This is a genomic window from Arthrobacter sp. NicSoilC5, from assembly GCF_019977395.1.
Lineage (GTDB): Bacteria > Actinomycetota > Actinomycetes > Actinomycetales > Micrococcaceae > Arthrobacter.
Map to the genome: position 1 here is coordinate 1,277,048 of NZ_AP024660.1, position 20,277 is coordinate 1,297,324.

20 protein-coding genes are annotated in these 20,277 nt (G+C 68.1%); 5 read left to right on the plus strand and 15 right to left on the minus strand.

What is annotated here, in order from left to right:
* Positions 1–25: 25 nt before the first annotated feature.
* From LDO22_RS05975 to clpS, 4 genes are all read right to left on the minus strand, one after another.
* Positions 26–823 carry an MBL fold metallo-hydrolase gene (locus LDO22_RS05975; RefSeq protein ID WP_159631670.1) on the minus strand — a complete coding sequence of 266 codons (798 nt, stop codon included), beginning with the start codon at positions 821–823 and terminating at the stop codon, positions 26–28.
* Entirely contained in the window at positions 820–1,890 is a 1,071-nt protein-coding gene (murI, locus tag LDO22_RS05980; RefSeq protein ID WP_201302407.1) for a glutamate racemase, read from the minus strand. The genes LDO22_RS05975 and murI overlap by 4 nt, the downstream gene beginning before the upstream one ends.
* Before the next feature lie 66 nt (positions 1,891–1,956).
* Positions 1,957–2,523, minus strand: coding sequence for a DUF2017 domain-containing protein (locus LDO22_RS05985; protein WP_224026455.1), 567 nt, complete (start codon positions 2,521–2,523; stop codon positions 1,957–1,959).
* Positions 2,516–2,899 carry an ATP-dependent Clp protease adapter ClpS gene (gene clpS / locus LDO22_RS05990; protein ID WP_224026456.1) on the minus strand — a complete coding sequence of 128 codons (384 nt, stop codon included), beginning with the start codon at positions 2,897–2,899 and terminating at the stop codon, positions 2,516–2,518. Before clpS ends, LDO22_RS05985 begins: the two co-directional genes overlap by 8 nt.
* 96 nt (positions 2,900–2,995) lie before the next feature.
* Here clpS and LDO22_RS05995 point away from each other — a divergent pair, with 96 nt between their 5' ends.
* Positions 2,996–4,324, plus strand: coding sequence for a nicotinate phosphoribosyltransferase (locus LDO22_RS05995; RefSeq protein WP_224026457.1), 1,329 nt, complete (start codon positions 2,996–2,998; stop codon positions 4,322–4,324).
* The gene (locus LDO22_RS06000) at positions 4,324–4,956 is read left to right on the plus strand and encodes an isochorismatase family protein (RefSeq protein WP_224026458.1); all 633 of its coding nucleotides are present in this window, start codon (positions 4,324–4,326) and stop codon (positions 4,954–4,956) included. Before LDO22_RS05995 ends, LDO22_RS06000 begins: the two co-directional genes overlap by 1 nt.
* 4 nt (positions 4,957–4,960) lie before the next feature.
* Here LDO22_RS06000 and LDO22_RS06005 read toward each other — a convergent pair whose 3' ends face one another.
* From LDO22_RS06005 to LDO22_RS06025, 5 genes are all read right to left on the minus strand, one after another.
* Positions 4,961–6,742 carry a DEAD/DEAH box helicase gene (locus tag LDO22_RS06005; protein ID WP_224026459.1) on the minus strand — a complete coding sequence of 594 codons (1,782 nt, stop codon included), beginning with the start codon at positions 6,740–6,742 and terminating at the stop codon, positions 4,961–4,963.
* Complete coding sequence (locus LDO22_RS06010) at positions 6,742–7,080, minus strand: DUF3039 domain-containing protein (RefSeq protein ID WP_159631664.1); 339 nt, start codon at positions 7,078–7,080, stop codon at positions 6,742–6,744. The genes LDO22_RS06005 and LDO22_RS06010 overlap by 1 nt, the downstream gene beginning before the upstream one ends.
* Before the next feature lie 109 nt (positions 7,081–7,189).
* Positions 7,190–7,969, minus strand: a complete 780-nt coding sequence (nagB, locus tag LDO22_RS06015; RefSeq protein ID WP_159631663.1) for a glucosamine-6-phosphate deaminase — start codon at positions 7,967–7,969, stop codon at positions 7,190–7,192.
* 21 nt (positions 7,970–7,990) lie between these two features.
* Positions 7,991–9,562 (minus strand): transporter, encoded by a 1,572-nt coding sequence (locus tag LDO22_RS06020; protein ID WP_159631662.1) that lies wholly within the window; start codon positions 9,560–9,562, stop codon positions 7,991–7,993.
* Positions 9,544–10,338, minus strand: a complete 795-nt coding sequence (locus tag LDO22_RS06025; RefSeq protein ID WP_159631661.1) for an ABC transporter ATP-binding protein — start codon at positions 10,336–10,338, stop codon at positions 9,544–9,546. The genes LDO22_RS06020 and LDO22_RS06025 overlap by 19 nt, the downstream gene beginning before the upstream one ends.
* A gap of 51 nt (positions 10,339–10,389) precedes the next feature.
* Here LDO22_RS06025 and LDO22_RS06030 point away from each other — a divergent pair, with 51 nt between their 5' ends.
* A complete protein-coding gene (locus LDO22_RS06030; RefSeq protein WP_159631660.1) occupies positions 10,390–12,267 on the plus strand; it encodes a Na+/H+ antiporter in 1,878 nt (625 codons plus the stop codon).
* A 10-nt stretch (positions 12,268–12,277) separates the two neighbouring features.
* Here the strand turns inward: LDO22_RS06030 and LDO22_RS06035 are convergent, their stop codons facing one another.
* The 4 genes from LDO22_RS06035 to LDO22_RS06050 are packed head-to-tail and all read right to left on the minus strand — an operon-like array spanning position 12,278 to position 16,411.
* The gene (locus tag LDO22_RS06035) at positions 12,278–12,556 is read right to left on the minus strand and encodes a DUF3253 domain-containing protein (protein ID WP_224026460.1); all 279 of its coding nucleotides are present in this window, start codon (positions 12,554–12,556) and stop codon (positions 12,278–12,280) included.
* A gap of 28 nt (positions 12,557–12,584) precedes the next feature.
* Entirely contained in the window at positions 12,585–13,682 is a 1,098-nt protein-coding gene (locus LDO22_RS06040; protein WP_224026461.1) for an NADH:flavin oxidoreductase/NADH oxidase, read from the minus strand.
* Positions 13,682–14,689 carry a tetratricopeptide repeat protein gene (locus LDO22_RS06045; RefSeq protein WP_224026462.1) on the minus strand — a complete coding sequence of 336 codons (1,008 nt, stop codon included), beginning with the start codon at positions 14,687–14,689 and terminating at the stop codon, positions 13,682–13,684. Before LDO22_RS06045 ends, LDO22_RS06040 begins: the two co-directional genes overlap by 1 nt.
* Before the next feature lie 51 nt (positions 14,690–14,740).
* Entirely contained in the window at positions 14,741–16,411 is a 1,671-nt protein-coding gene (locus tag LDO22_RS06050) for a hypothetical protein (RefSeq protein WP_224027172.1), read from the minus strand.
* Between the two features lie 233 nt (positions 16,412–16,644).
* Here LDO22_RS06050 and LDO22_RS06055 point away from each other — a divergent pair, with 233 nt between their 5' ends.
* Positions 16,645–17,958, plus strand: a complete 1,314-nt coding sequence (locus LDO22_RS06055; protein WP_159631656.1) for an AI-2E family transporter — start codon at positions 16,645–16,647, stop codon at positions 17,956–17,958.
* 13 nt (positions 17,959–17,971) lie between these two features.
* Here LDO22_RS06055 and LDO22_RS06060 read toward each other — a convergent pair whose 3' ends face one another.
* On the minus strand, positions 17,972–18,769 hold the full coding sequence (locus LDO22_RS06060) for an alpha/beta hydrolase (RefSeq protein ID WP_224026463.1): 798 nt from the start codon (positions 18,767–18,769) through the stop codon (positions 17,972–17,974).
* Between the two features lie 45 nt (positions 18,770–18,814).
* On the minus strand, positions 18,815–19,168 hold the full coding sequence (locus tag LDO22_RS06065) for an ATP/GTP-binding protein (protein WP_159631654.1): 354 nt from the start codon (positions 19,166–19,168) through the stop codon (positions 18,815–18,817).
* 128 nt (positions 19,169–19,296) lie between these two features.
* Here LDO22_RS06065 and nucS point away from each other — a divergent pair, with 128 nt between their 5' ends.
* A complete protein-coding gene (gene nucS / locus LDO22_RS06070; protein WP_159631653.1) occupies positions 19,297–19,992 on the plus strand; it encodes an endonuclease NucS in 696 nt (231 codons plus the stop codon).
* The last annotated feature ends 285 nt before the right edge of the window (positions 19,993–20,277 follow it).

Below are 20,277 nucleotides of genomic sequence, written 5' to 3' on the forward strand. Positions count from 1 at the left end.
GAACCAGGCGCCGGGATACGCGCGGCTAGATCGTGTAGTGCACGCCCGCCACGGCAACCGCAACGTCGCCGGGAAACACCGGGCGGGCTTCGGCCATCACGGTGGTCTGGGACGTCCACACCGGGATGTGGGTCAGCAGGAGCCGCCGCGCGCCCGCTGCCGCTGCGGCCTCCCCGGCCCGCTTGCCCGTCAGGTGCACGTCGTTGATGCCGTCATCACGGCCCTCTTCGAAGGCTGCCTCGCACAGGAAGAGGTCCGCGTCCTTGGCGGCTTCCTCGAGCCCGGCGCAGGAATCGGTGTCCCCGGAATAGGTCAGGACGCGGGACACCGGGCTGCCGTCCTTGCCGGGTTCCACCACTTCCACCCGGAGGGCGTAGGCCTCCTCGATGGGGTGGTTGACGGCGAACGGGGTGATGGTGAACGGCCCCACGGTCACGGGCTCGCGTTCGGTCCAGTTGGTGAAGTCGAATTCTTCGTGCATGCCCGGGTCCAGGGGAAGGCCGTAGGCGGTGGCCATCCGGTCTGCCGTGGCGGCGGGCCCCCACACGGGGATCCGGCCACGGCCCCAGCCGCCCGGCTTCCAGCGGATGGCAACGTGCAGCCCGCACAGGTCCATGCAGTGGTCAGGGTGCAGGTGGGTGAGGAAGATCGCGTCGATGTCCTCCAGGTCCGTGTAGCGCTGGATGGCCCCCAGTGCCCCGCTGCCGAGGTCCATCACCACCTTCCAGGTCCGCTCGCCGTCGGTGGCGGTCAGGAGGTAGCACGACGCCGGGGAGCCGGGTCCGGGGAATGAGCCCGTGCATCCCACGATGGTCAGCTTCACTGGGCGGACCTTCCGCCGCGGCGCGCCCCGGCTAGACCGCCGCCCACGAAGTTGGAGATCCGGGGACGGTTGCGCGCGCTTTGGGCGGCGGCGATCATCTCAGGGGTTATCCGGGCCAGGCTGCCGGTGGGGTACTGCGCGGCCACATGGTCCACGTGCCGGACTGACAAGACTTCCGGTCCCAGGAACCGCCGGGCGAGCGCCTCGAACTGCCCGGCGTCACCGGTGGCGACGAAGTGGTGCTCGGGCGGCGCCTCCGAGGTGCGCTGCAGGTTGTGGGTGGCCAGGGCGCGGTAGACGTCCTTGGCGGTCTCCTCCGCGCTGGAAACCAGCGTGACGTCGGCGCCCATGACGTAGGAGATGACGCCCGTCAGCAGCGGGTAGTGGGTGCAGCCCAGGACCACGGTGTCCACCCCGGCGGCCTTCAGCGGTGCCAGGTATTCCTCGGCGACGGCGAGCAGCGCCGGACCCGTGGTGATGCCGGCTTCCACGTAGCTGACGAACTCCGGGCACGCCACCGACGTGATGTCCAGGTCAGGCGCCGCGGCGAAGGTGTCCTCGTACGCGCGGGACCCCACGGTTGCGGACGTGCCGATCACGCCCACCTTTCCGGTGCGGGTGGCGGCAACGGCACGCCGGACGGCAGGCTGGATGACCTCGATGACCGGGATGCCGTACTTGGCGGTGTAGCGCTCCCGGGCGTCCCGCAGGACAGCGGCCGACGCCGAGTTGCAGGCGATGGTGAGCAGCTTGACGCCGGAGTCCACCAGTTCGTCCATCACACCCAGGGCGTTGGCCCGCACTTCGGCGATGGGAAGCGGGCCGTATGGCCCGTGGGCGGTGTCCCCCACATAGAGGATGGACTCGTTGGGAAGCTGGTCAATGATGGAGCGGGCCACGGTGAGGCCCCCGACACCGGAATCGAAGACGCCGATGGGGCGGGCTTCCGGGGCAGCGGCCGGCAGCTCGCCTTCGCCGGAGTCAGGCTGCGTTTCTGCCGGTGGTTCCATGCTCGGGGCTGTTGTCATGATTATTCGAGGATAGGGGGTCCCGGAACCGTCAGCCATCATCTTGTGTCCGGTAACTCATGTCTGGTGTGTCACAGCGCACGGCCTCCCCCGGGCCGCCGGAGCTCACCGCCGGGGTTCCATGGACTGCAGCATGGCCTGGACCAGTGACTCCTGCAGCCAGGTGGTGAAGTTGTACACCAGTGCCAGGTAGCTCTCCACATCCTCGGCCTGGGACCAGTCCTGCATGCGGTGGACGTGCTCGGCGTCTGCCTCATCGCGGATGTCCAGCCGCTCCGCCAGGACCAGCCGCACGTCGTTCAACGCCATCGACCAGTGCCGGGCCCCTTCGGGGGTCAGCACGATCTCGTCCTTGTCCAGGTCCAAAGCAGCCGCACGGAGGGCGCCGATCTTTGTTTCCCGCAGTGAACGCTCGGTGAGCTGGCGGAACTCAAGGGACGCGGCGCCGTCGTCCTTCACCACGTTGGGGAGCAGCCGCTTAACCGCACGGTCCGTGGGTTCGGCCACATCCATGTCCAGGCCAATGAGGGCCGCCAGCGGGTCCTGACCCGTGCGGTCCTCGGGCTGGAGCATGGAGATGACGTCATCGATAAGGCTGCGGAGCAGGTCCCGTTCAGCAGGTTCCAGGTAGCCCGTGATGCCTTTGAGCCCGTATTTGAATGCCTTAGCCACGCTTCCCCTTACCTTGGCCCGGACCGCCGGACTTGCCGGAATTGCCGCCGGTGCCGCCGCTGGCTTTTTCCACCGTGGCCCAGAGCCCAAACCCGTGCATGGCCACGGCGTGGCGCTCCACTTGTTCCTTGCTGCCCGAAGCAACGATGGAACGGCCCTTCTTGTGGACTTCCATCATGAGCTTGTTCGCTTTGCTTTCCGGGTAGCCGAAGTAGCTTTGGAAAACGTAGCTGACGTAACTCATCAGGTTGACGGGATCGTTCCAGATCACCAGGTTCCAGGGGATGTCCGGGGCGGTCAGGGAGTCGGTGGACTCTGCTGTGCCGGTCCGGATGCCCTCCTGTGTATCAGGGCCGGGCGCAACGCTTATGGTCATCTGTCCATTCTATGTTGGGGTTGGGCCCACGCCGGCGAGGGCCCCACGGCGAAGCGAAGCGAGACGAGGGAGCCGGTGGGGACTAGAGTGATTTTCGTGAGCACCTCAGCCGGCTGGGACCATCCCCGCACGTCCTTTTATACCGACCACTACGAGCTGACCATGCTGCAGGCGTCCCTTCATTCGGGGGCGGCACACCGCAGGTCCGTGTTCGAGGCGTTTGCACGGCGACTGCCCGACGGCCGGCGCTACGGCATTGTTGCGGGCACTGGACGCCTCCTGGAAGGCATTGCGAATTTCCGTTTCGGCGAGGCGGAACTGGATTTCCTGGAACGCACCCAGGTGGTCAACCAGGAAACGCTGGAGTACCTGGCCAACTACAAATTCTCCGGGGACATCTGGGGCTACGCCGAGGGGGAAGCGTATTTTCCCAACTCCCCGATCCTGGTGGTGGAGGCCTCGTTCGCCGAAGCCTGCATGCTGGAGACCTACCTGCTGTCCGTGCTCAACCACGACACCGCCATCGCCTCCGCCGCGTCCCGGATGGTCAGCGCGGCGGGCGGCCGTCCCTGCATCGAAATGGGATCCCGGCGCACCCACGAGGAGGCCGCCACCGCATCGGCGCGTGCGGCGATCATTGCCGGCTTTGACAGCACGTCCAACCTTGAGGCGGGCATCCGCTACGGCGTGAAAACCGTGGGGACTGCAGCCCACTCGTTCACCCTTCTGCACGACACCGAGCGGGAGGCCTTTGAGGCCCAGATTGCCTCGCTCGGCGCGGGCACCTCCCTGCTGGTGGACACGTACGACGTCGAAAAGGCCGTCCGCACGGCCGTCGAGCTGGCAGGGCCGCAGCTGGGCGCCGTCCGGCTGGACTCGGGCGACCTGGTGGCCCAGGCCCAGTGGGTACGCCGCCTCCTGGACGACCTCGGGAACGAGCACACGAAGATCGTGGTGACCTCGGACCTGGACGAGTACGCCATCGCAGCCCTGCAGTCGGCCCCTGTGGACTCCTACGGGGTGGGCACCTCGCTGGTGACCGGGTCAGGGGCCCCGACGGCGAGCATGGTCTACAAACTCGTCAGCCGCACCGACGACGACGGCAACTTCGTCTCCGTTGCCAAGGCGGCCAAGAACAAGGCCAGCGTGGGCGGCCGCAAGTACGCACTGCGGAAGCTGGACGAACGCGGTACCGCCACCGCAGAGGTAGTGGGAGTGGGCCACCGGCCCGAGGACGACGGCAACGACCGTCCGTTGCTGCAGCAGTTCATGAAGAACGGCGAACTCCTGCCGGGCTGGACCGGGCACGAAGGCGTTCTGCGCGCACGGCAGCGCCACGCAGATTCCATGGCTGAGCTGCCGCCGGTGGTCAACCGCCTGCAGCGCGGCGAGGCCGCGATCCCCACCATCTACGAGGAGCACTGATGTCGCGCGCTTTGATCATCGTGGACGTGCAGAACGATTTCTGCGAGGGCGGCTCGCTCGCCGTTCCCGGCGGAGCCGCAGTTGCGGGCGCCATCAGCGAGTACCTGGACGCCCACCACAGCGAATTCGACCATGTGGTGGCCACCCAGGACTGGCACATCGACCCCGGCAGCCACTTTTCCGATACGCCCGATTACAAGGAGAGCTGGCCCCGGCACTGCGTGGCAGGCACCCGCGGGGCCGAACTCCATCCGGACCTGGACACGGAGTACGTCGATGCGTACTTCCGGAAAGGCCAGTTCGCCGCCGCCTACTCAGGCTTCGAGGGCCTGCTGGCCCCTGAGGACGCCGTCCCCACCGGGGAACGGCAGCCCGGCGGCCTGCCCGGCGCCCAGGCACAGCTGGAAGCCGACGAGGACGCCGTCGGCCTCGACGACTGGCTGCAGAGCCATGACGTGGAGGACGTGGTGGTGGTGGGCATCGCCACCGACTACTGCGTGAAGGCCACAGCCCTGGACGCCGTCCAGGCCGGCTACGGCGTGACCGTGGTGCGGTCGCTGACCGCCGGTATCGCCGAGGACCTGGAAGACGCCGTTGCCGAGATGGAACTCGGCGGGGCGGACATCGCCTAGGGCGCTATTTGCGGCCCACGAACCAGTCCTGGAGCTTGCGCAGCCGGGACTTCAGCTGCTCCTCGTTGGCCTGGGCCACGGGCGGGCCGCCGCAGACCGTGCGCAGCTTGGTGTGCACCACCCCGTGCGGGGTCCCGGTCCGGGCAGCCCAGGCGGCCACGTTCTTGGCCAGTTCGTTGCGCAGGTCCATCAGCATGCGGTGGTCCGGAACGGCGGGAACCTGCTGGGCGTCCGCGGCCGGCGACTTCCGGTTCTTGCGGTTCAGCTGCTCATGCTGGCGCCGGCGCAGCAGCGTTCCCACCTGCTCGGCGTCCAGCAGCCCGGGGATGCCCAGGAAGTCCATTTCGTCGTCGGACCCCACCTCGCCGCCGGTGCCGAACTCGCCGCCGTCGAACAGCACCCGGTCAAAGGACGCCTGGGAGTCCAGCGCTTCGAACTTGCCCTTCGTGAGGCTGTCTGAGGCCTTCTCTTCGCGGTTGGCCTCGTCCATCAGCGAGTCTTCCGGGTTGAAGAGGCCGTCGCCGTCTTCCTTCTCGGGCCGGTCCAGCGCGTGGTCCCGCTCCATCTCCATGGAGTTGGCCAGCGCCATCAGCTGCGGCACGGACGGCAGGAACACCGACGCCGTTTCGCCCCTCTTGCGGGCACGCACGAAACGGCCCACGGCCTGGGCGAAGAACAGCGGCGTGGACGTAGACGTGGCGTAGACGCCCACGGACAACCGGGGCACGTCGACGCCTTCGGACACCATGCGGACAGCCACCATCCAGCGCTTGTCGCCGGCGGAAAATTCCTCGATCTTGCTGGACGCCTTGGCATCATCGGAGAGGATGACGGTGGGCGACTCCCCGGTGATCTTCTTCAGCTGGCCGGCGTAGGCACGGGCGTCCTCGTGGTCGGTGGCGATGACCAGGCCGCCGGCATCCGGCACGGTGCGCCGGACTTCGCTGAGCCGCCTGTCCGCGCCGGCCAGGACAGCAGGAATCCACTCCCCTGCCGGGTTCAGGGCGGTCCGCCACGCGTGGCTGGTGATGTCCTTGGTCACCGCGGCCTCACCCAGGGATGCGGCCATTTCCTCGCCCGCGCTGGTGCGCCAGCGCATCTGGCCGGAGTAGGCCATGAACATTACCGGCCGGACCACGTGGTCGCGGAGGGCGTTGCCATAGCCGTAGGTGTAGTCGGCCTTGGAGCGCCGGATGCCGTCACGGTCTTCGGCGTACTCCACGAACGGGATGGGCGAGGTGTCCGAACGGAACGGCGTACCGGTCAGGGACAGGCGGCGCACCGCGGGATCGAATGCCTCGCGCAGGCCGTCGCCCCAGGACAGGGCCTCGCCGCCGTGGTGGATCTCGTCCAGGATCACCAGGGTGCGGGCGGCCTCGGTCTTGGCGCGGTGCAGCAGGGGTTTGCTGGCCACCTGTGCGTAGGTGACGGCAACGCCAATGAAGCCGCGGCCGTGCTGGCCGTCCGAGTTCTTGAAGTTGGGGTCGATGGCGATCCCCACCTTGGCGGCAGCGTCCGCCCACTGGCGCTTCAGGTGGTCGGTGGGGGCAACAATGGTCACGCGGTTCACTGCCCCGGAGTCGATCAGCGTGGAGGCGATGCGCAGCGCGAACGTCGTCTTACCTGCACCAGGGGTTGCCACCGCAAGGAAGTCGCGGGGGCTGTTCGCAAGGTAGAGGTCAAGGGCTTCCTGTTGCCAGGCACGGAGTTTCGGGGCGGTTCCCCAGGCTGCACGTTCCGGGTAGGCCGGAGGCAGGGTGGGGCCGCCAAAGAGCGTCTCCGTCACTACTTGTTGTTGCCCGAGCCGCCCGGACCCTTCCCGCCGTCGTTGCCCGGGCGGAGGCCATCATAGACTTCCTTGCACTCGGGGCAGACAGGGAATTTCTTCGGGTCCCGGCCCGGGGTCCACACCTTGCCGCACAGGGCAATGACGGGCTCCCCGGTCATGGCGGACTCCATGATCTTTTCCTTCCGCACATAGTGCGAGAAGCGCTCCCGGTCCCCCGGCTCCACTTCCTGGCGCAGTTCCTCGCGCTCAATGGTGGCCGTGGACGTTCCAGCCCCGGAAAGCTCGCGCATCGGGTCGTTTTCGAGAGGGTCCGTCATGCTAGTCATGGCATCCATCTTAGCCGTTCCCCCGGCCGGACGTTCGACGGCGGCACGCCCGTGCCGGGGTCCCGCACCGGCCGCCGTCGTACTTTTGGACGCCCTGGCGCCGCTCCCGCAGGCGCCGTCACAGCCCCTGCCACGCGGGCTTGTTCTCGTACGTGTGGCGGTAGAAATCGGCAAGTTTCAGGGCCGAGGCGGCGGCTTCGTCCAGCAGGACCGTGGCATGCGGATGGAACTGCAGCACCGACGCGGGACAGATGGCGGCCACCGGTCCCTCCACGAAATCGCGGACCGCCTGCGCCTTTTGCGCCCCCGTGGCCAGGAGGACCACGTGGCGTGCCGCCATGATGGTGCCCAGCCCCTGGGTGATGACGTGGTGCGGCACCTCGGCCAGGCTGGTGAAGAACCTGGCGTTGTCCCGGCGTGTCTGCTCGATCAGGCTCTTGATCCGCGTCCGCGACGCGAAGGAGGAGCCCGGTTCGTTGAAGCCAATGTGCCCGTCGGTGCCCACGCCCAGCAACTGAAGGTCCACGCCGCCGGCCGCAGCGATGGCCTGTTCGTACGACTCGCAGGCAGCCGGGATGTCAGTGGCGGTTCCGTCGGGGCCGTGGACGTTCTCCGGCGCGATGTTCACGCGGTCGGTGAATTCCCGGCGTATCACCTCCCGGTAGGACTCGGGGTGGCCGGCCGGCAGGCCCACGTACTCGTCCAGCGCGAACGCGGACGCCCTGCTGAAGTCCAGGCCCCGTTCATGGCGCGCGGCGAGTTCGTCATAGACGGGCAGCGGCGATGACCCCGTGGCCAGGCCAAGGACAGCGTCCGGCTTGCGGCGGACCAGGTGTTCGATGGCGTCCGCCGCGAGTCTTCCAATCTGCCTGATGCCGCCGAGTATCACGATTTCCATGGTGTTCCCTTCCTGGAACTGTCAGCGGTTGACGGTAACCTGCGCCAGGAGTTCCGGCCCGCGGGCCTCCAGCCACCTGCCGCCCAGCCGGACGCCGGCCCCGAAAAGGACCAGGCCCAGGACGGTTCCCACCGCGAGGTTGAGCCAGCCGAACAGGATGTTGCCCGTGACCGCCTGGGCAACCAGCAGCGCGGCCTCCGGCAGGACCAGCACCATCAGGACCAGCATTCCCACGAACTGCACGGCCAGGGTCTGCCCCACGTTGCCCGGCGGTTTCTTGAACGGGCTGTCCCCCGGCAGCGGGACGGTGACGGTGTAGCGGGCCGATACCACCGAGGAAAGGCCCAGGCCGGTGAAAAGGATCCCCAGGCTGAACCCCAGCTGGCCGGGCAGTGCCGTCCAGTTACCCGTGAAGGCGGCGTAACCCACTGAGAACACCAGCACCACGGGCAGCGCAAAGGTCATGCACGCCAGTGCCCGGCCCAGCCGGTCCGCCACCCCCCTGACGCCGGTGGCCAGGTGCAGGGCAAACGCGGTGTTGTCATAGGAGACGTCGGCGGAGATGGACCAGGCCAGAATGAAGGCGGCCACGGGGGCAAGGAAAGCTAGGCTGCCGTAGCTGCCCGTCTGCGTCCCCTGGAACGCCAGGACCACCGGAAGCAGCGGGATGACCACCAGGGAACCCGAGTACCGCGGGTCCCGGAGCCAATAGGTGAGAGACCTGGCCATCACCGCACCGGCCGGGGTGGGCGGCAGCACGCCGAACAGTCCCAGCCTGCCGCCCCTGCGCTTCCCCGCGCCGGCGTACGGCGGGGTGACCAGGGCCCGTTCGAGCAGCAGCTTCCAGCACCAGGCCAGGGCGCCGAGGACCGCCACCGCTACCAGCAGTTTCACCGCGGCCTGCCCGGGCCGGCCCGACGCGACGTCGCCGCCCAGTGACCATGGCGCCCCGAGCGGCGTCCAGGACAAGGTCAGGGCGAACTCTGGCAGGAACCCCGTGGATGCCGGGATGCCGCGGCCGACCCCTGCCACGATGGGGCCCAGCAGGACCAGCGGCACCATGACCGCAATGGCGCTGATGTCCTTGAAGCGCCGGGAAGCCGCCAGGCTGGCTGTTGCGGTGGTGACCACCTTGGCCAGCACAATACAGGTCATGACACCCAGGCACGCCCCGGCCAAAGCGGCGAGCGCGGGGAGCACGCCCCGTGACCAGGTGACCACCGTGGACAGTGACACGAGCGCGGTGGCCAGGCCCGGGATGCCGATCAGGCCGCCAAGGGCAAGGCCGGCAAGCAGCTGCTTCATGGGGACCGCAAAAGTGGTGAAGCGGGCCGGATCGAGGGTCATGTCCGTGGCGGAGGCCACCACCGGAACCACGGCCCAGCCCAGGACGGCGGCGGAGCCGCCCAGGACCACGGCCGTGTGGGCGGTCACCGGACCGGCGTTGCGCAGCAGGACAAGGGCGATGACCAGCGTTGCCACCACGCCCAGGGCGTAGAGCCCGGCGATGGCCATCCCCACCAGCTGCCAGGGGCTGCGGCGCAGTCCGTTGCGGAGCAGCGTGAGCTTGAGCCTTAGAAGGTGCGCAACCATTCCAGCCCCTCCGTGTGGCTGTGGCCGCCAACCAGCTGTACGAACCGGTCCTCCAGCGAGGCTCCGGCGCGCACCTCCTCCACCGTGCCCGCGGCCAGCAGCCGGCCTTTGGCCACCACCGCCACGTGGTCGCACATGCGCTGGACCAGGTCCATCACGTGGCTGGACACGATGACCGTTCCGCCGGAGTCCACGTACCGGTCCAGGATGGAGCGGATGTTCGCTGCAGACACGGGGTCAACGGCTTCGAAGGGCTCGTCCAGGACCAGGAGCCGCGGGGCGTGGATGAGTGCAGAGGCCAGGGCAATCTTCTTGGTCATGCCCGCCGAGTAGTCCACCACCAGTGTTCCGGCGTCCTGGCTGAGGTCCATGGCAGCCAGCAGCTCCCCCACCCGCGCGGCCACCACGTTCTTGTCCATGCCGCGCAGCAATCCGGCGTACGTGATCAGCTGCTCTCCGGTCAGCCGGTCGAAGAGCCGGACCCCGTCGGGCAGGATCCCCATGAGCCGCTTCGCTTCAAGGGGGTGCTGCCAGACGTCGACGCCGTGCACCACGGCGGTGCCGAAGTCCGGGCGCAGGAGGCCGGTGGCCATGGACAGTGTGGTGGTCTTGCCTGCACCATTGGGTCCCACAATGCCAAAGAATGAACCGGCCGGGACCTCCAGGCTGATACCGTCCACCGCGATCTTGCCGCCAAACCGCTTGGCCAGCCCGCGGATGGACAGGGCCGCCACGGGGCCGGGATTCGACGCCTGGTCAGGCATGGGAGCAGTCATGGTGCCAGCCTAGTCCGCGGGCCGTCGCTGCGGGGGTGCGAAACTAACCTCATGGACATTGCCCTGGGCCTCCTGGTGATCGTTGCGGTGGTGTGCGCCGGCAGCGCGGCGGGGCGGAAGCTCAATCTCCCGGTTCCGCTGCTCCTGGTCCTTGCGGGCGTGGCAGGATCCTTCCTGCCTTTCATCCCGCAGGTCGAGCTCAATCCCGAACTGGTCCTGGTTGGCCTGCTGCCCCCGCTGCTCTACGCCGCCGCGTTCCGCACATCGTTGTTCGACTTCACATCGAACCGCCGCTCCATCGGGCTCCTGTCCGTGGGCTATGTCATCTTCGGCACACTGGGGGTCGGGGCGGTGGTCTGGTGGCTGTTCCCGGAAATCCCGCTGGCTGCCGCCATCGCCCTGGGTGCGGTGGTGGCTCCCCCGGACGCCGTGGCGGCCACGGCGATCGCACGGAAGGTGGGCATGCCCCGCCGGATCGTCAACATCCTCGAAGGCGAGTCACTGGTCAATGACGCCACGGCGCTGGTGTGCCTGCGGGCGGCCGTGGCCGCCATCGCCGGTTCGGTGTCAGCGCTGGATGTGGCGGGCGGCTTCGTGGTGGCGGCCGGCGGCGGGCTGGCGGTGGGCCTCGCCGCCGCGTACATCCTTACCGAAATCCGGAAACGGATCAGCAACGTGGCCATCAACACCTCCACGTCGCTGATGGCCCCGTTCGTTGCCTTCCTCCCTGCCGAGGCCATCCACGCCTCCGGTGTGCTCGCCGTCGTCGTCACCGGCCTGGTGATGGGCACCAAGGCGCCGTCCATGCCCAACGGGGCCGCGCGGCAAAGCGCCCGCAGCAACTGGGACACGGTGCAGTTCCTCCTGGAGAACTCCGTGTTCCTGCTGATCGGCCTGCAGGTGCGGACCATCATCGACAGCGTCCAGGACGATTCCCTGGGCGCGGGCCGGGTATGGATTGGCTGCGCCGTGATCCTGGTGGCCGTGCTGGTGCTCCGGCCCATCTGGGTCTTTCCCGCCACATACCTCCCCCGCCTGATTCCTTCCGTGCAGCGCAAGGACCCCGCACCGCCATGGCAGTTTCCCGCCATCGTGTCCTGGGCGGGCATGCGCGGCGTCGTCACGCTGGCCGCCGTGCTCACGCTGCCCGATGACCTGGAACACCGCAACGTCCTGGTCCTGGCCGCCATGGTGGTGGTGGCCGGCACCCTGGTGCTGCAGGGCTTTACGTTGCCGGCCCTGGTCCGCGCCCTGGGTTTGCCCGGGCCGGACCGGCGCGAGGATGCGCTGAACCAGGCCTCACTGATGCAGCTGGCCACCACTGCGGGCATGGAGCGCCTGGAGAAGCTCCGGCGGGACAGCGATCCGCCTGAAGTCATGGACATGCTGCGGCGGCGGACCCAGGAGCGGGGACTGGCAGCCTGGGAACGCCTGGGCAGGCCAGCGGCAGAGGCAGCCACCCCGAGCCAGCGGTACGCCCAGCTGCGGATGGCCATGCTGGAAGCCGAACGGGAAAAAGTCCTGGAACTCCGGCGCGGCGGGGACTTCGCCCATGAGGTCCTCAGCGAAGTCCTGGAGCGGCTGGATGTGGAAGAGTCCATGCTCGATGCTTCCCTCAACGAACTCGACTCCGCTGCCGGCGGCGGTGGCGGTGAAGGGCTCTCCCAGCCGGGCGGCGTCTGCGACCACCTGACGGCGGCCATGCCGGCACCGCTTCCCGACAACCCGGCCTGTGCAGGCTGCGAACGGGAGGGCACCACACCGGTGCACCTGCGCATGTGCCTTGCCTGCGGACACGTTGGCTGCTGCGACTCCTCGGCGGGACGTCACGCCAGCCGCCACTTCAAGGAAACCGGCCACCCTGTCATGCGCAGCATCGAACCCGGCGAAGAATGGCGCTGGTGCTACGTGGACGACCTGCTCGGCTGACGGCCGGCCTTCACGGCGCCTTGCGGATCCGGATCGGCCCCTTTGCCGTGGCGGGATCGACGACGGAGCCGCCCTGGGTGATGTGGACCTGGCCGGCGTCAACCAGGCGCCGCGCAGCTTCGCGGGCCGGCTCCATGAGGTGCCGCCAATCGTCGCCGCCCACCGCCCTGGCGGCATCGGACGGGCAGATGGTGGACGTTGCCGCCCGGGAAGCGAGCAGTTCCAGGATTTTCGCTTCCAGCTGCCGCCCAACCGGGATGTCAGGGCCGTCCCCGGCAGAGTCTGCCATGCCTGGCTCCGTCTTCACGGGATGGGGCTTAGAAGGTCCGCCGCGGGATGGCCCGCTCGTACTGGGGCGGCCAGGCCATGTCGTGGCCCAGTTCGAACGCGGCCCGGAGCCACCAGTGGGGATCGCGCAGCGCGGCCCGGGCAATGAAGACGCCGTCGGCCTGGCCGGTGGCGATCGCGTGCTCCGCCTGTCCCGGCGTGGTGACCAGGCCCACCGTGCCGGTGGCGATACCGGCCTCCCCGCGGATGGCGGCGGAAAACCCGGTCTGGTAGCCCAGGCCCGGCTTGATCTGCTGGTGGGCCACCGCCCCGCCGCTGGAAACATCCACCAGGTCCACTCCACGGCCGGCCGCCTGGCGGGCCAGGCGGACCGAGGCTTCCTGGTCCACGCCGCCCGGCGCCCAGTCGGTGGCCGAGATCCGGAGCAGCAGGGGCATGGAATCGGGAATCACGGCGCGGACCGCGTCAACCACGGCCAGCATCAGCCGGTTGCGTCCGGCCTCGTCCCCGCCCCACTCATCGTCACGCTCGTTGATCAGCGGGCTCTGGAACTGGTGCAGGAGGTAGCCATGTGCCCCGTGGATCTCCATGGTGTCGAAGCCCGCGGCCACCGCGCGTTCAGCGGCTGCGGCAAAATCGGCGATGACGCCGTGGATTTGTTCCACCGTCATGGCAGCTGGCGCCTCGTAGCCCTCGAACGAGGTGGTGGAAGGACCAACGGTGTCCCACCCGCCTTCGGCGGCGGGAACACTGCCGTGCCGGCCGGAGAAAGGCCAGAACGTGGACGCTTTCCGGCCCGCGTGGGCCAGTTGCACGCCGATCTTGGTGCCGGCAGTACCGTTCCGGTGGACGAAGGAAATGATCCGCTGCCAGGCTTCCGCCTGCTCGTCGTTGTACAGGCCGGCATCCCGGGGGCTGATCCGGCCCTCGGCGTTCACGGCCGCGGCTTCCGTGAGGATCATCGCCGCGCCGCCCACGGCAAAGCCGCCCAGGTGCACCAGGTGCCAGTCGTTCGGAACCCCCGGGGCGTCGTCGGGATCGCAGCTGTACTGGCACATGGGCGACACCCAGCCCCGGTGCTGCAGCTCCATGGACCGCAGCGCCAGCGGCTGGAACAGGGCCGGCACTAGAACAGCACCCGGGCCAGCGCCTGGCGCGCCTTGGCCACGCGCCCGTCACCGGCGCCCACCACCTCGAACAGTTCCAGCAGCCGGATCCTTGCGGTCTCACGCTCCGGACCGAAATTCCTGCCGATGAAGGCCACCAGCCGGTTCAGTGCGTCCTCCACGTGGCCGCCGGCCACGTCCAGGTCCGCCACCCCAAGCTGGGCTTCCAGGTTGTCCGGCTCGTTCGCCGCCAGCGTGCGCAGCGCTTCGCTGTCCTGGGCCGACACGGACTGCAGCCGGTCCATCAGCTCCACCTGGGCCAGGCCGGCCTTGGCTTCATGGTCCGACGGCATTTCCTTCAGCGCCTGGCGGTAGGCCTCGGCCGCGGCGGCGTAATCCCCGGCTTCGATCGCGTCGTACGCCGCCTGGTGCAGCGGCGGCAGCGGTGCCGGCTCCTGCTCAGCGGCGCCGCCGGCGTCAAGGCTTCCGGTGACGCCGTTGGCTGCGGCCACCTTGAGGAGTTCGTCGAAGAGGCTGCGCACCTGCTGCTCCTCCGCAGACCCTTGGAAGAGCGGTACCGGCTGCCCCTTCAGGACGGCGACGGCGGTGGGGACGGCCTGCACCTGGAAGGCCTGGGCAAGCTGCGGGAAAGCTTCGATGTCGGCGGCGCCAAGGACCAGGCGGCCGCCGTAGCTGGCCACGATGCGGTCGAGGGTCTCCACCATCCTGCCGGACTCCGGCGAGTAGGAAGCCCACAGCGCGAACACCACCGGAACCTGTGCGGACAGTTCCACCAACTGCTGGAAGTTTGCTTCGGTGACGTTGACCTTGAGCTCGGGTCCGCCTGCCGCCGCGCCCGGCTGCCCTTCCTGCGCCTCCCCTGACGGCGGTCCGGACGGGGAGGTGCCGGAGGGAGCTGTACCGGAGGGAGCTGCGGGGCGCTTCAGTGAGGAAAGGTCGACGGCGCCGCGCAGGTTAAGCAGGTTGGCAGCGGCAGGAGGGACTGGGCGGGAAGCTGGCGAACTCATGTTTCCCACTCTAGCCACTCCGGCCGCTGCCGGTGGTAATGCAGTCAGGCGCTACTTGAAGCTGGCGCCCACCAGGCCGCGGGTGGCGGCAACGAGCTTCATCGGGTCCGTCGATCCTGCCGGCGGCACGTAGACAGCCATCGATTCGGCGAAGTTCAAGACCATGCCCGTGGTGGTTTCCTTGCCACCGGCCAGGGCTGCGGCATCGTCACCGATGCTGAGCTTGTCGCCGGCAGCCTTCGGGGTGCCTTCGAAGCCGAAGTTGATCCGGCCCAGGACCAGGGCCCCGCCGTCGGAGGTCCGGAACACCACGGTGCTCTCGGGGACCACCTTGTGGGTGAAGGAGAAGTTGCCGTTCTCGCCGGCCTTGACCACCTCTGCCTGGTAGGACAGGGTGTCGGCGATGTACGGCGAGGAGTCGCCCTCGACCAGCTTGTCCTTGAACGGCGAGTCCGCGGACGTGAGCCTGTCGGCCAGGCCGGACATTGCTTCCTCGCCGCTGTAGAGCAGCCCGGACTTGTCCGACGCGGCCAGGGTGTCGGTGCCGCCCCGGCTGATGTTCGGGAACGTGGTTCCCGGCTGCAGGGGCGTGGTTTCCATGAGCTTGTAGTTCTCGCGGGGCGACTGCTGGACCAGCGTCAGGATCTGCGGGACAACGTTGCCTTCGCCCTGGGTCACGGCCAGCACCGAACGCGGCCAGTCACGGTCGCTGGTGACCACCGTGGTCAGCAGCTTGGTGGAGCGCACGGGCATGCGCGGCTCGTAGGAGCCCACCTGGGAGCGAATCTTGTAGTTCTGGGTGCGGATTTCCAGTTCGGGGCCGGCAACGCGGTCCGCGAGCTTGGCGGCGTCCTTGGCCGCGTCCCCTGCATCGGTGGCGCTGGAGACCTGCTCCAGGATCCGGCGGAACTGTGCGTCCAGCAGGACAGGCGATCCTGCTGCTTCCTTGGCCGGCGATGAGGCACTGCCGGAAGGCTGGGGGCTGGGGCTGGCAGCCTGGGCGGCCGTGCCCGATGCGGCCAGCACTGCTGCTGCCACACCGGCTGCCACCATGGTGACCTTGGAGGACGACGACGGGTCCTGGTTCTGCGTCTTGCGGGCACGGGCGCGGGCAGCGAAGCCGGAGTCGCCGCCGTTGTCGCCTTCACCGTTTTTCCGGCGGGCAGAGAGCAGCGCCAGGACGATTCCGCCCACGATCAGGAGGCTGCCCAGGACCATCAGCGGAACAGCCCAGGGAGTGGACGTGTCGTTCGGGAACGTCATGGACACTGTGGCCGGTGCCGGCTTGGTGCCGTCGGAGGCAAGCAGGAGGCTCCAGTCGCCGTCGGCGGGCGGTGTCCAGGTGTATTCAAGCTCGCCGCTGGCGTTCTCGTTGGACACCCAGAGGTCCGAACCGGCCGGGTTCGGTGCCGTGCCTTCACCGTCGGCGTGCTCAACCTGGAGCGACTTTTCGTCCTCGGACACCCCGGTGATGGTGTTGTGGGCTGTCTTGCCCACCCAGGCAGCCACGTCATCCGGCCGGCCGGAGGCCAGCATGAAATTTCCGTCGCCCTGGACGTTGATCTTGACCGTCCCGCCGTGCAGGGTGCGCAGCTTCTGGTCAATAACGGTCAGCGGCGCCGCTGCGGCATCGGCCGGCGCGGACGCGGTGAACGTCTCGGAGGGAGCCCAGATGGTTCTCTGGCCGATACCGGCCAAAAGTGTCAGGAGGCCGAGCAGCACAAGTGCGGCTGCAGTCTTTAAACGCAAGGGAAACACCTATCATCAGCGGGGGTTTGCCTTCAATAGTAACCTTTTTGTTACCAGAGCCCCCTTTTTTGCCCGTCCGCCCCGGCCCGGCTGGCCAGCGCACGGCGCCTTCGGCTCGTGGTGACAAGCCTGCTGATAGTGTTTGCGATGATCATCACACCGGCCCGCGCAGGCGGTGCCACGCACGGAACAGGCCCCCAAAACCATTGACTGACAAGACGGACCCGTCCTCGGCTGCAGCCGGAAATCCAGGGGATCCCAGGGGCCCGGTTCCTGCCGCCGTTCCTCCGCTCGGCATGGCAGCACGCCGCGGGGGTTCAGCCGCTGCGGCCCTTGGCCATGTGGTCCGCCGGCTTCGCCAGCCATTGCCCGGCGCCCAGCCCAGGCTTCGGTTCGAGATGCCGCCGGAATACACCGGACAGGCCCCGGAAGCGGACCACGACGGTGACGAGGAGCCGCAGTTCGGCCACCCCGGACCGCGCATGTCCCCCCAGCATCCGCTCTACATGGGCTTCATGGGAACCGTGGGCGTGGGACTGGCGCTGCTGGTCTACTGGATCGGTTCCCACACCACGCAGCTGCTGCTGTGGATCGTGGCCGCGCTGTTCATCGCCCTGGGCCTGGAACCGGTGGTGGGCTGGCTCGAAAACCGGAAGATCCCCCGGCCTGCCGGCATCCTGGTCTCCGTGGCAGTCCTGATGGGCGCTGTGGTCGGATTCTTTGCCACCCTCATTCCCACCATCGTTGAACAGGTCTCCGAAATCGTGCGGCAGGCGCCTGACTGGGTGCGAAACTTCATGGATTCGGATTTCTTCCGCAGCGTTGACGACCAGTTCGGCGTGCGCGACCGGATCACCGAGGAACTGAACAAGTTCGTCAACGACCCCGCCGCGATGGGTGGCATTTTCGGCGGTGTGCTGGGCTTCGGATCCACCGTGGCCAACAGCCTCTTCGGCGCCCTGATCGTCCTGGTCCTGAGCCTGTACTTCCTGGCAGCGCTGCCCGCCATGAAGAAGTGGGGCTACCGCCTGGCCCCGCGCTCCCGGCGGAAGCGGGTGGCCGCCCTCTCGGAGGAGATCACGCGGTCGGTGGGAAACTACGTGATCGGCCAGGCATGCGTGGCCCTGCTCAACGCCACCTTCGCGTTCGTGGTGATGTCCATCGTGGGCATTCCGTTCGCCCTGCTCCTGGCATTCGTGGTGGTCCTGCTGGCCTTCATCCCCCTGGTGGGCGGGATGATCGCGGGCATCGTGGTAACCCTGGTGTCCCTCACCGAGGGCTGGCAGGCGGCGGCCATCTATGCCATCTGCTACTTCGCATACCTGCAGTTCGAGGCATACTTCATTTCACCGCGCATCATGCAGAAGGCCGTTGCAGTGCCGGGCGCCGTGGCGGTGATTTCCGTCATCGCCGGCGGCAGCCTGCTCGGTGTCCTCGGGGCCTTGATCGCCATCCCCACGGCCGCCGCCGTGCTGCTGCTGGTCCGGGAGATCTACATCGTCCGGCAGGACCAGCACTAGCGCTGCGGGAAGCCTAGGCTCCGGCAGTCGCCGCCGGACCGTCCCATTCCTGCGGCAGCTCCGCACGGTCGGGGTCATGACTGACCTGGGCCACAATGTCGTTCAGCACCCGGGCCGCGTACTTCTCCCCCACCCACAGGTGCTTGGCCCCGGCCACGCCCACCACGCGGGCCTGCGGCACCAGGCTGAAGCGTTCGGCGGCCTCGGCCGGCTGCAGGAAGTCGTCATGTTCCGGCACCAGGACGGTGAGGGGCTTGCCTGATTCCGCCCACATCTGCAGGTGCTTGTCCGTGGCGCGGTGCAGCGGGGGCGAGAGCAGCACCGCGCCCTCAATCTGTCCGGCCATCGGTTCCACGGCGCCGTACATCAGCGCCAGCTCGGTCCCGAACGACCAGCCCACCAGCCACCGGTTGGGCAGGCCACGTTCGACGGCGAAGCGGACGGCTGCCTCCACGTCGTAGCGCTCGCCCACTCCCTCCTCGAAGGCGCCGCTGCTGGTGCCGCGCGGTGAGGCGGTGCCCCGGGTGTTGAAGCGCAGCACCGCGATGCCGGCCAACGCCGGAAGCCGGTAGGAGGCCTTCCGGTAAACGTGGGAATCCATGAAGCCGCCGTGCGTGGGCAGCGGGTGGAGCGTGATCAGCGTGGCCTTGACCGGACCCGACTCGGGCAGCGCCAGCTCCCCCACCAGCGTGTGGCCGTCCTCTGTCTGCAGCTCGATGTTCTCGCGCCGGGCAGGCAGAACAGTGGAGGCACGGATGGGAGCGGGGCCCTGGGTCGGGCTGAATTCGTACGACGCCGGATCAAAAGTCATGCCTGCCAGCTTAGCGACAGCGGAGGTTCTTCTGCCGCGCCGGGGTCAGCGGTAGCGGTAGCTGCGCGTCATCCAGCAATTGGTGTGCCAGTGCCGACGTTCCGCCAGGCCGGCGGCAGCTCCAAAGAGATGGTCGTCCTTCCACACCACCAGGTGGGCGATCCCTGGCAGCACCGCGGTGGAGCATTCGGGGCAGATGTAGGTCTTCTCGGCATTTTTGGCGGTCATGGTGCGGACCATCCACTCGCCGTCGGGCGCGCTTTCCCGGCGGGCGATTCCGGCCCGGGCACGCTCAAGGTCCAGTTCGGGAACGTCCGCACTGCCCTTCCGGCCTGCGCCCCGGCCGGAAACAGGGCCCTTGCCGGAGGCGGGACGGCGGGGACGGTTGGAACGCGGCATGCCTCCATTCTGCCCCAGCCGGTTGCCGCGCCTTACCGTGGTGCCCCCGCCCGTGGCTTCCTGCCGTCCCGCCCGGCCGCCCGGCGTCGACCATGGCCTGCCGCAGCCCACGCGATAGTCTGTACGGCGTGCGACTCGTCATAGCCCATTGCTCCGTTGATTACGTTGGCCGGCTCAAGGCCCATCTCCCCCTCGCCACCCGGCTCCTGCTGGTGAAGGCTGACGGCTCCGTGCTGGTGCACTCCGACGGCGGTTCCTACAAGCCGCTGAACTGGATGAGCCCGCCGGCAACCCTGCGCGTTACGTCCCCGGACGAGGTGGACCTCGAGCTGGGCGTAGTGGAGCAGTGGACCGTGCAGTCGGCCAAGACCGATGACCGGCTCATCATCAACATCCACGAGAAGGTCAGCGAGTCCTCCCACGATCTGGGCGTGGACCCGGGGCTGATCAAGGACGGCGTGGAAGCGGACCTGCAGCGGTTGCTGGCCGACCAGATCGAAACGCTGGGCCAGGGCTACTCCCTGATCAGGCGCGAGTACTTCACGGCGATCGGACCCGTGGACATCCTGGCCCGGGACGCCGATGGTGCCACGGTGGCCATTGAACTCAAGCGCCGCGGGGACATCGACGGCGTGGAGCAGCTGACCAGGTACCTGGAACTGCTCAACCGCGATCCCCTGCTGGCACCTGTCCGCGGGATCTTTGCAGCCCAGCAGATCAAGCCGCAGGCGAAGGTACTGGCCAACGACCGCGGGATCGACTGCGTCACCCTTGACTATGACGCCATGCGCGGGGTCGACGACAGCGAATCCCGGCTCTTCTAGAATTCCCTTTGTTGCTTCGGGCACCTAATTGGCGCCTTTCCAGATGGCCTTCCCTGTCACCTGTTTTTTACCTAAATTTTTTCCTTTTTACTGTTCGGGCCGTTGACCTGCGGGAACGGGCATGAAATTCTTATCTCAGTCTTTGTGTAGGTGTTTTTCATGCTCGCAAGACATGTTGCGAGCGCGAAGCTCCTGCAGCGCCGGACCTGTCCCAGGCAAGGCAATCCAGGATTCTTCTCGCGGAGTGACCAAGGTCGGCACGAGGTGTGCCGGGCTTAAAAAGTT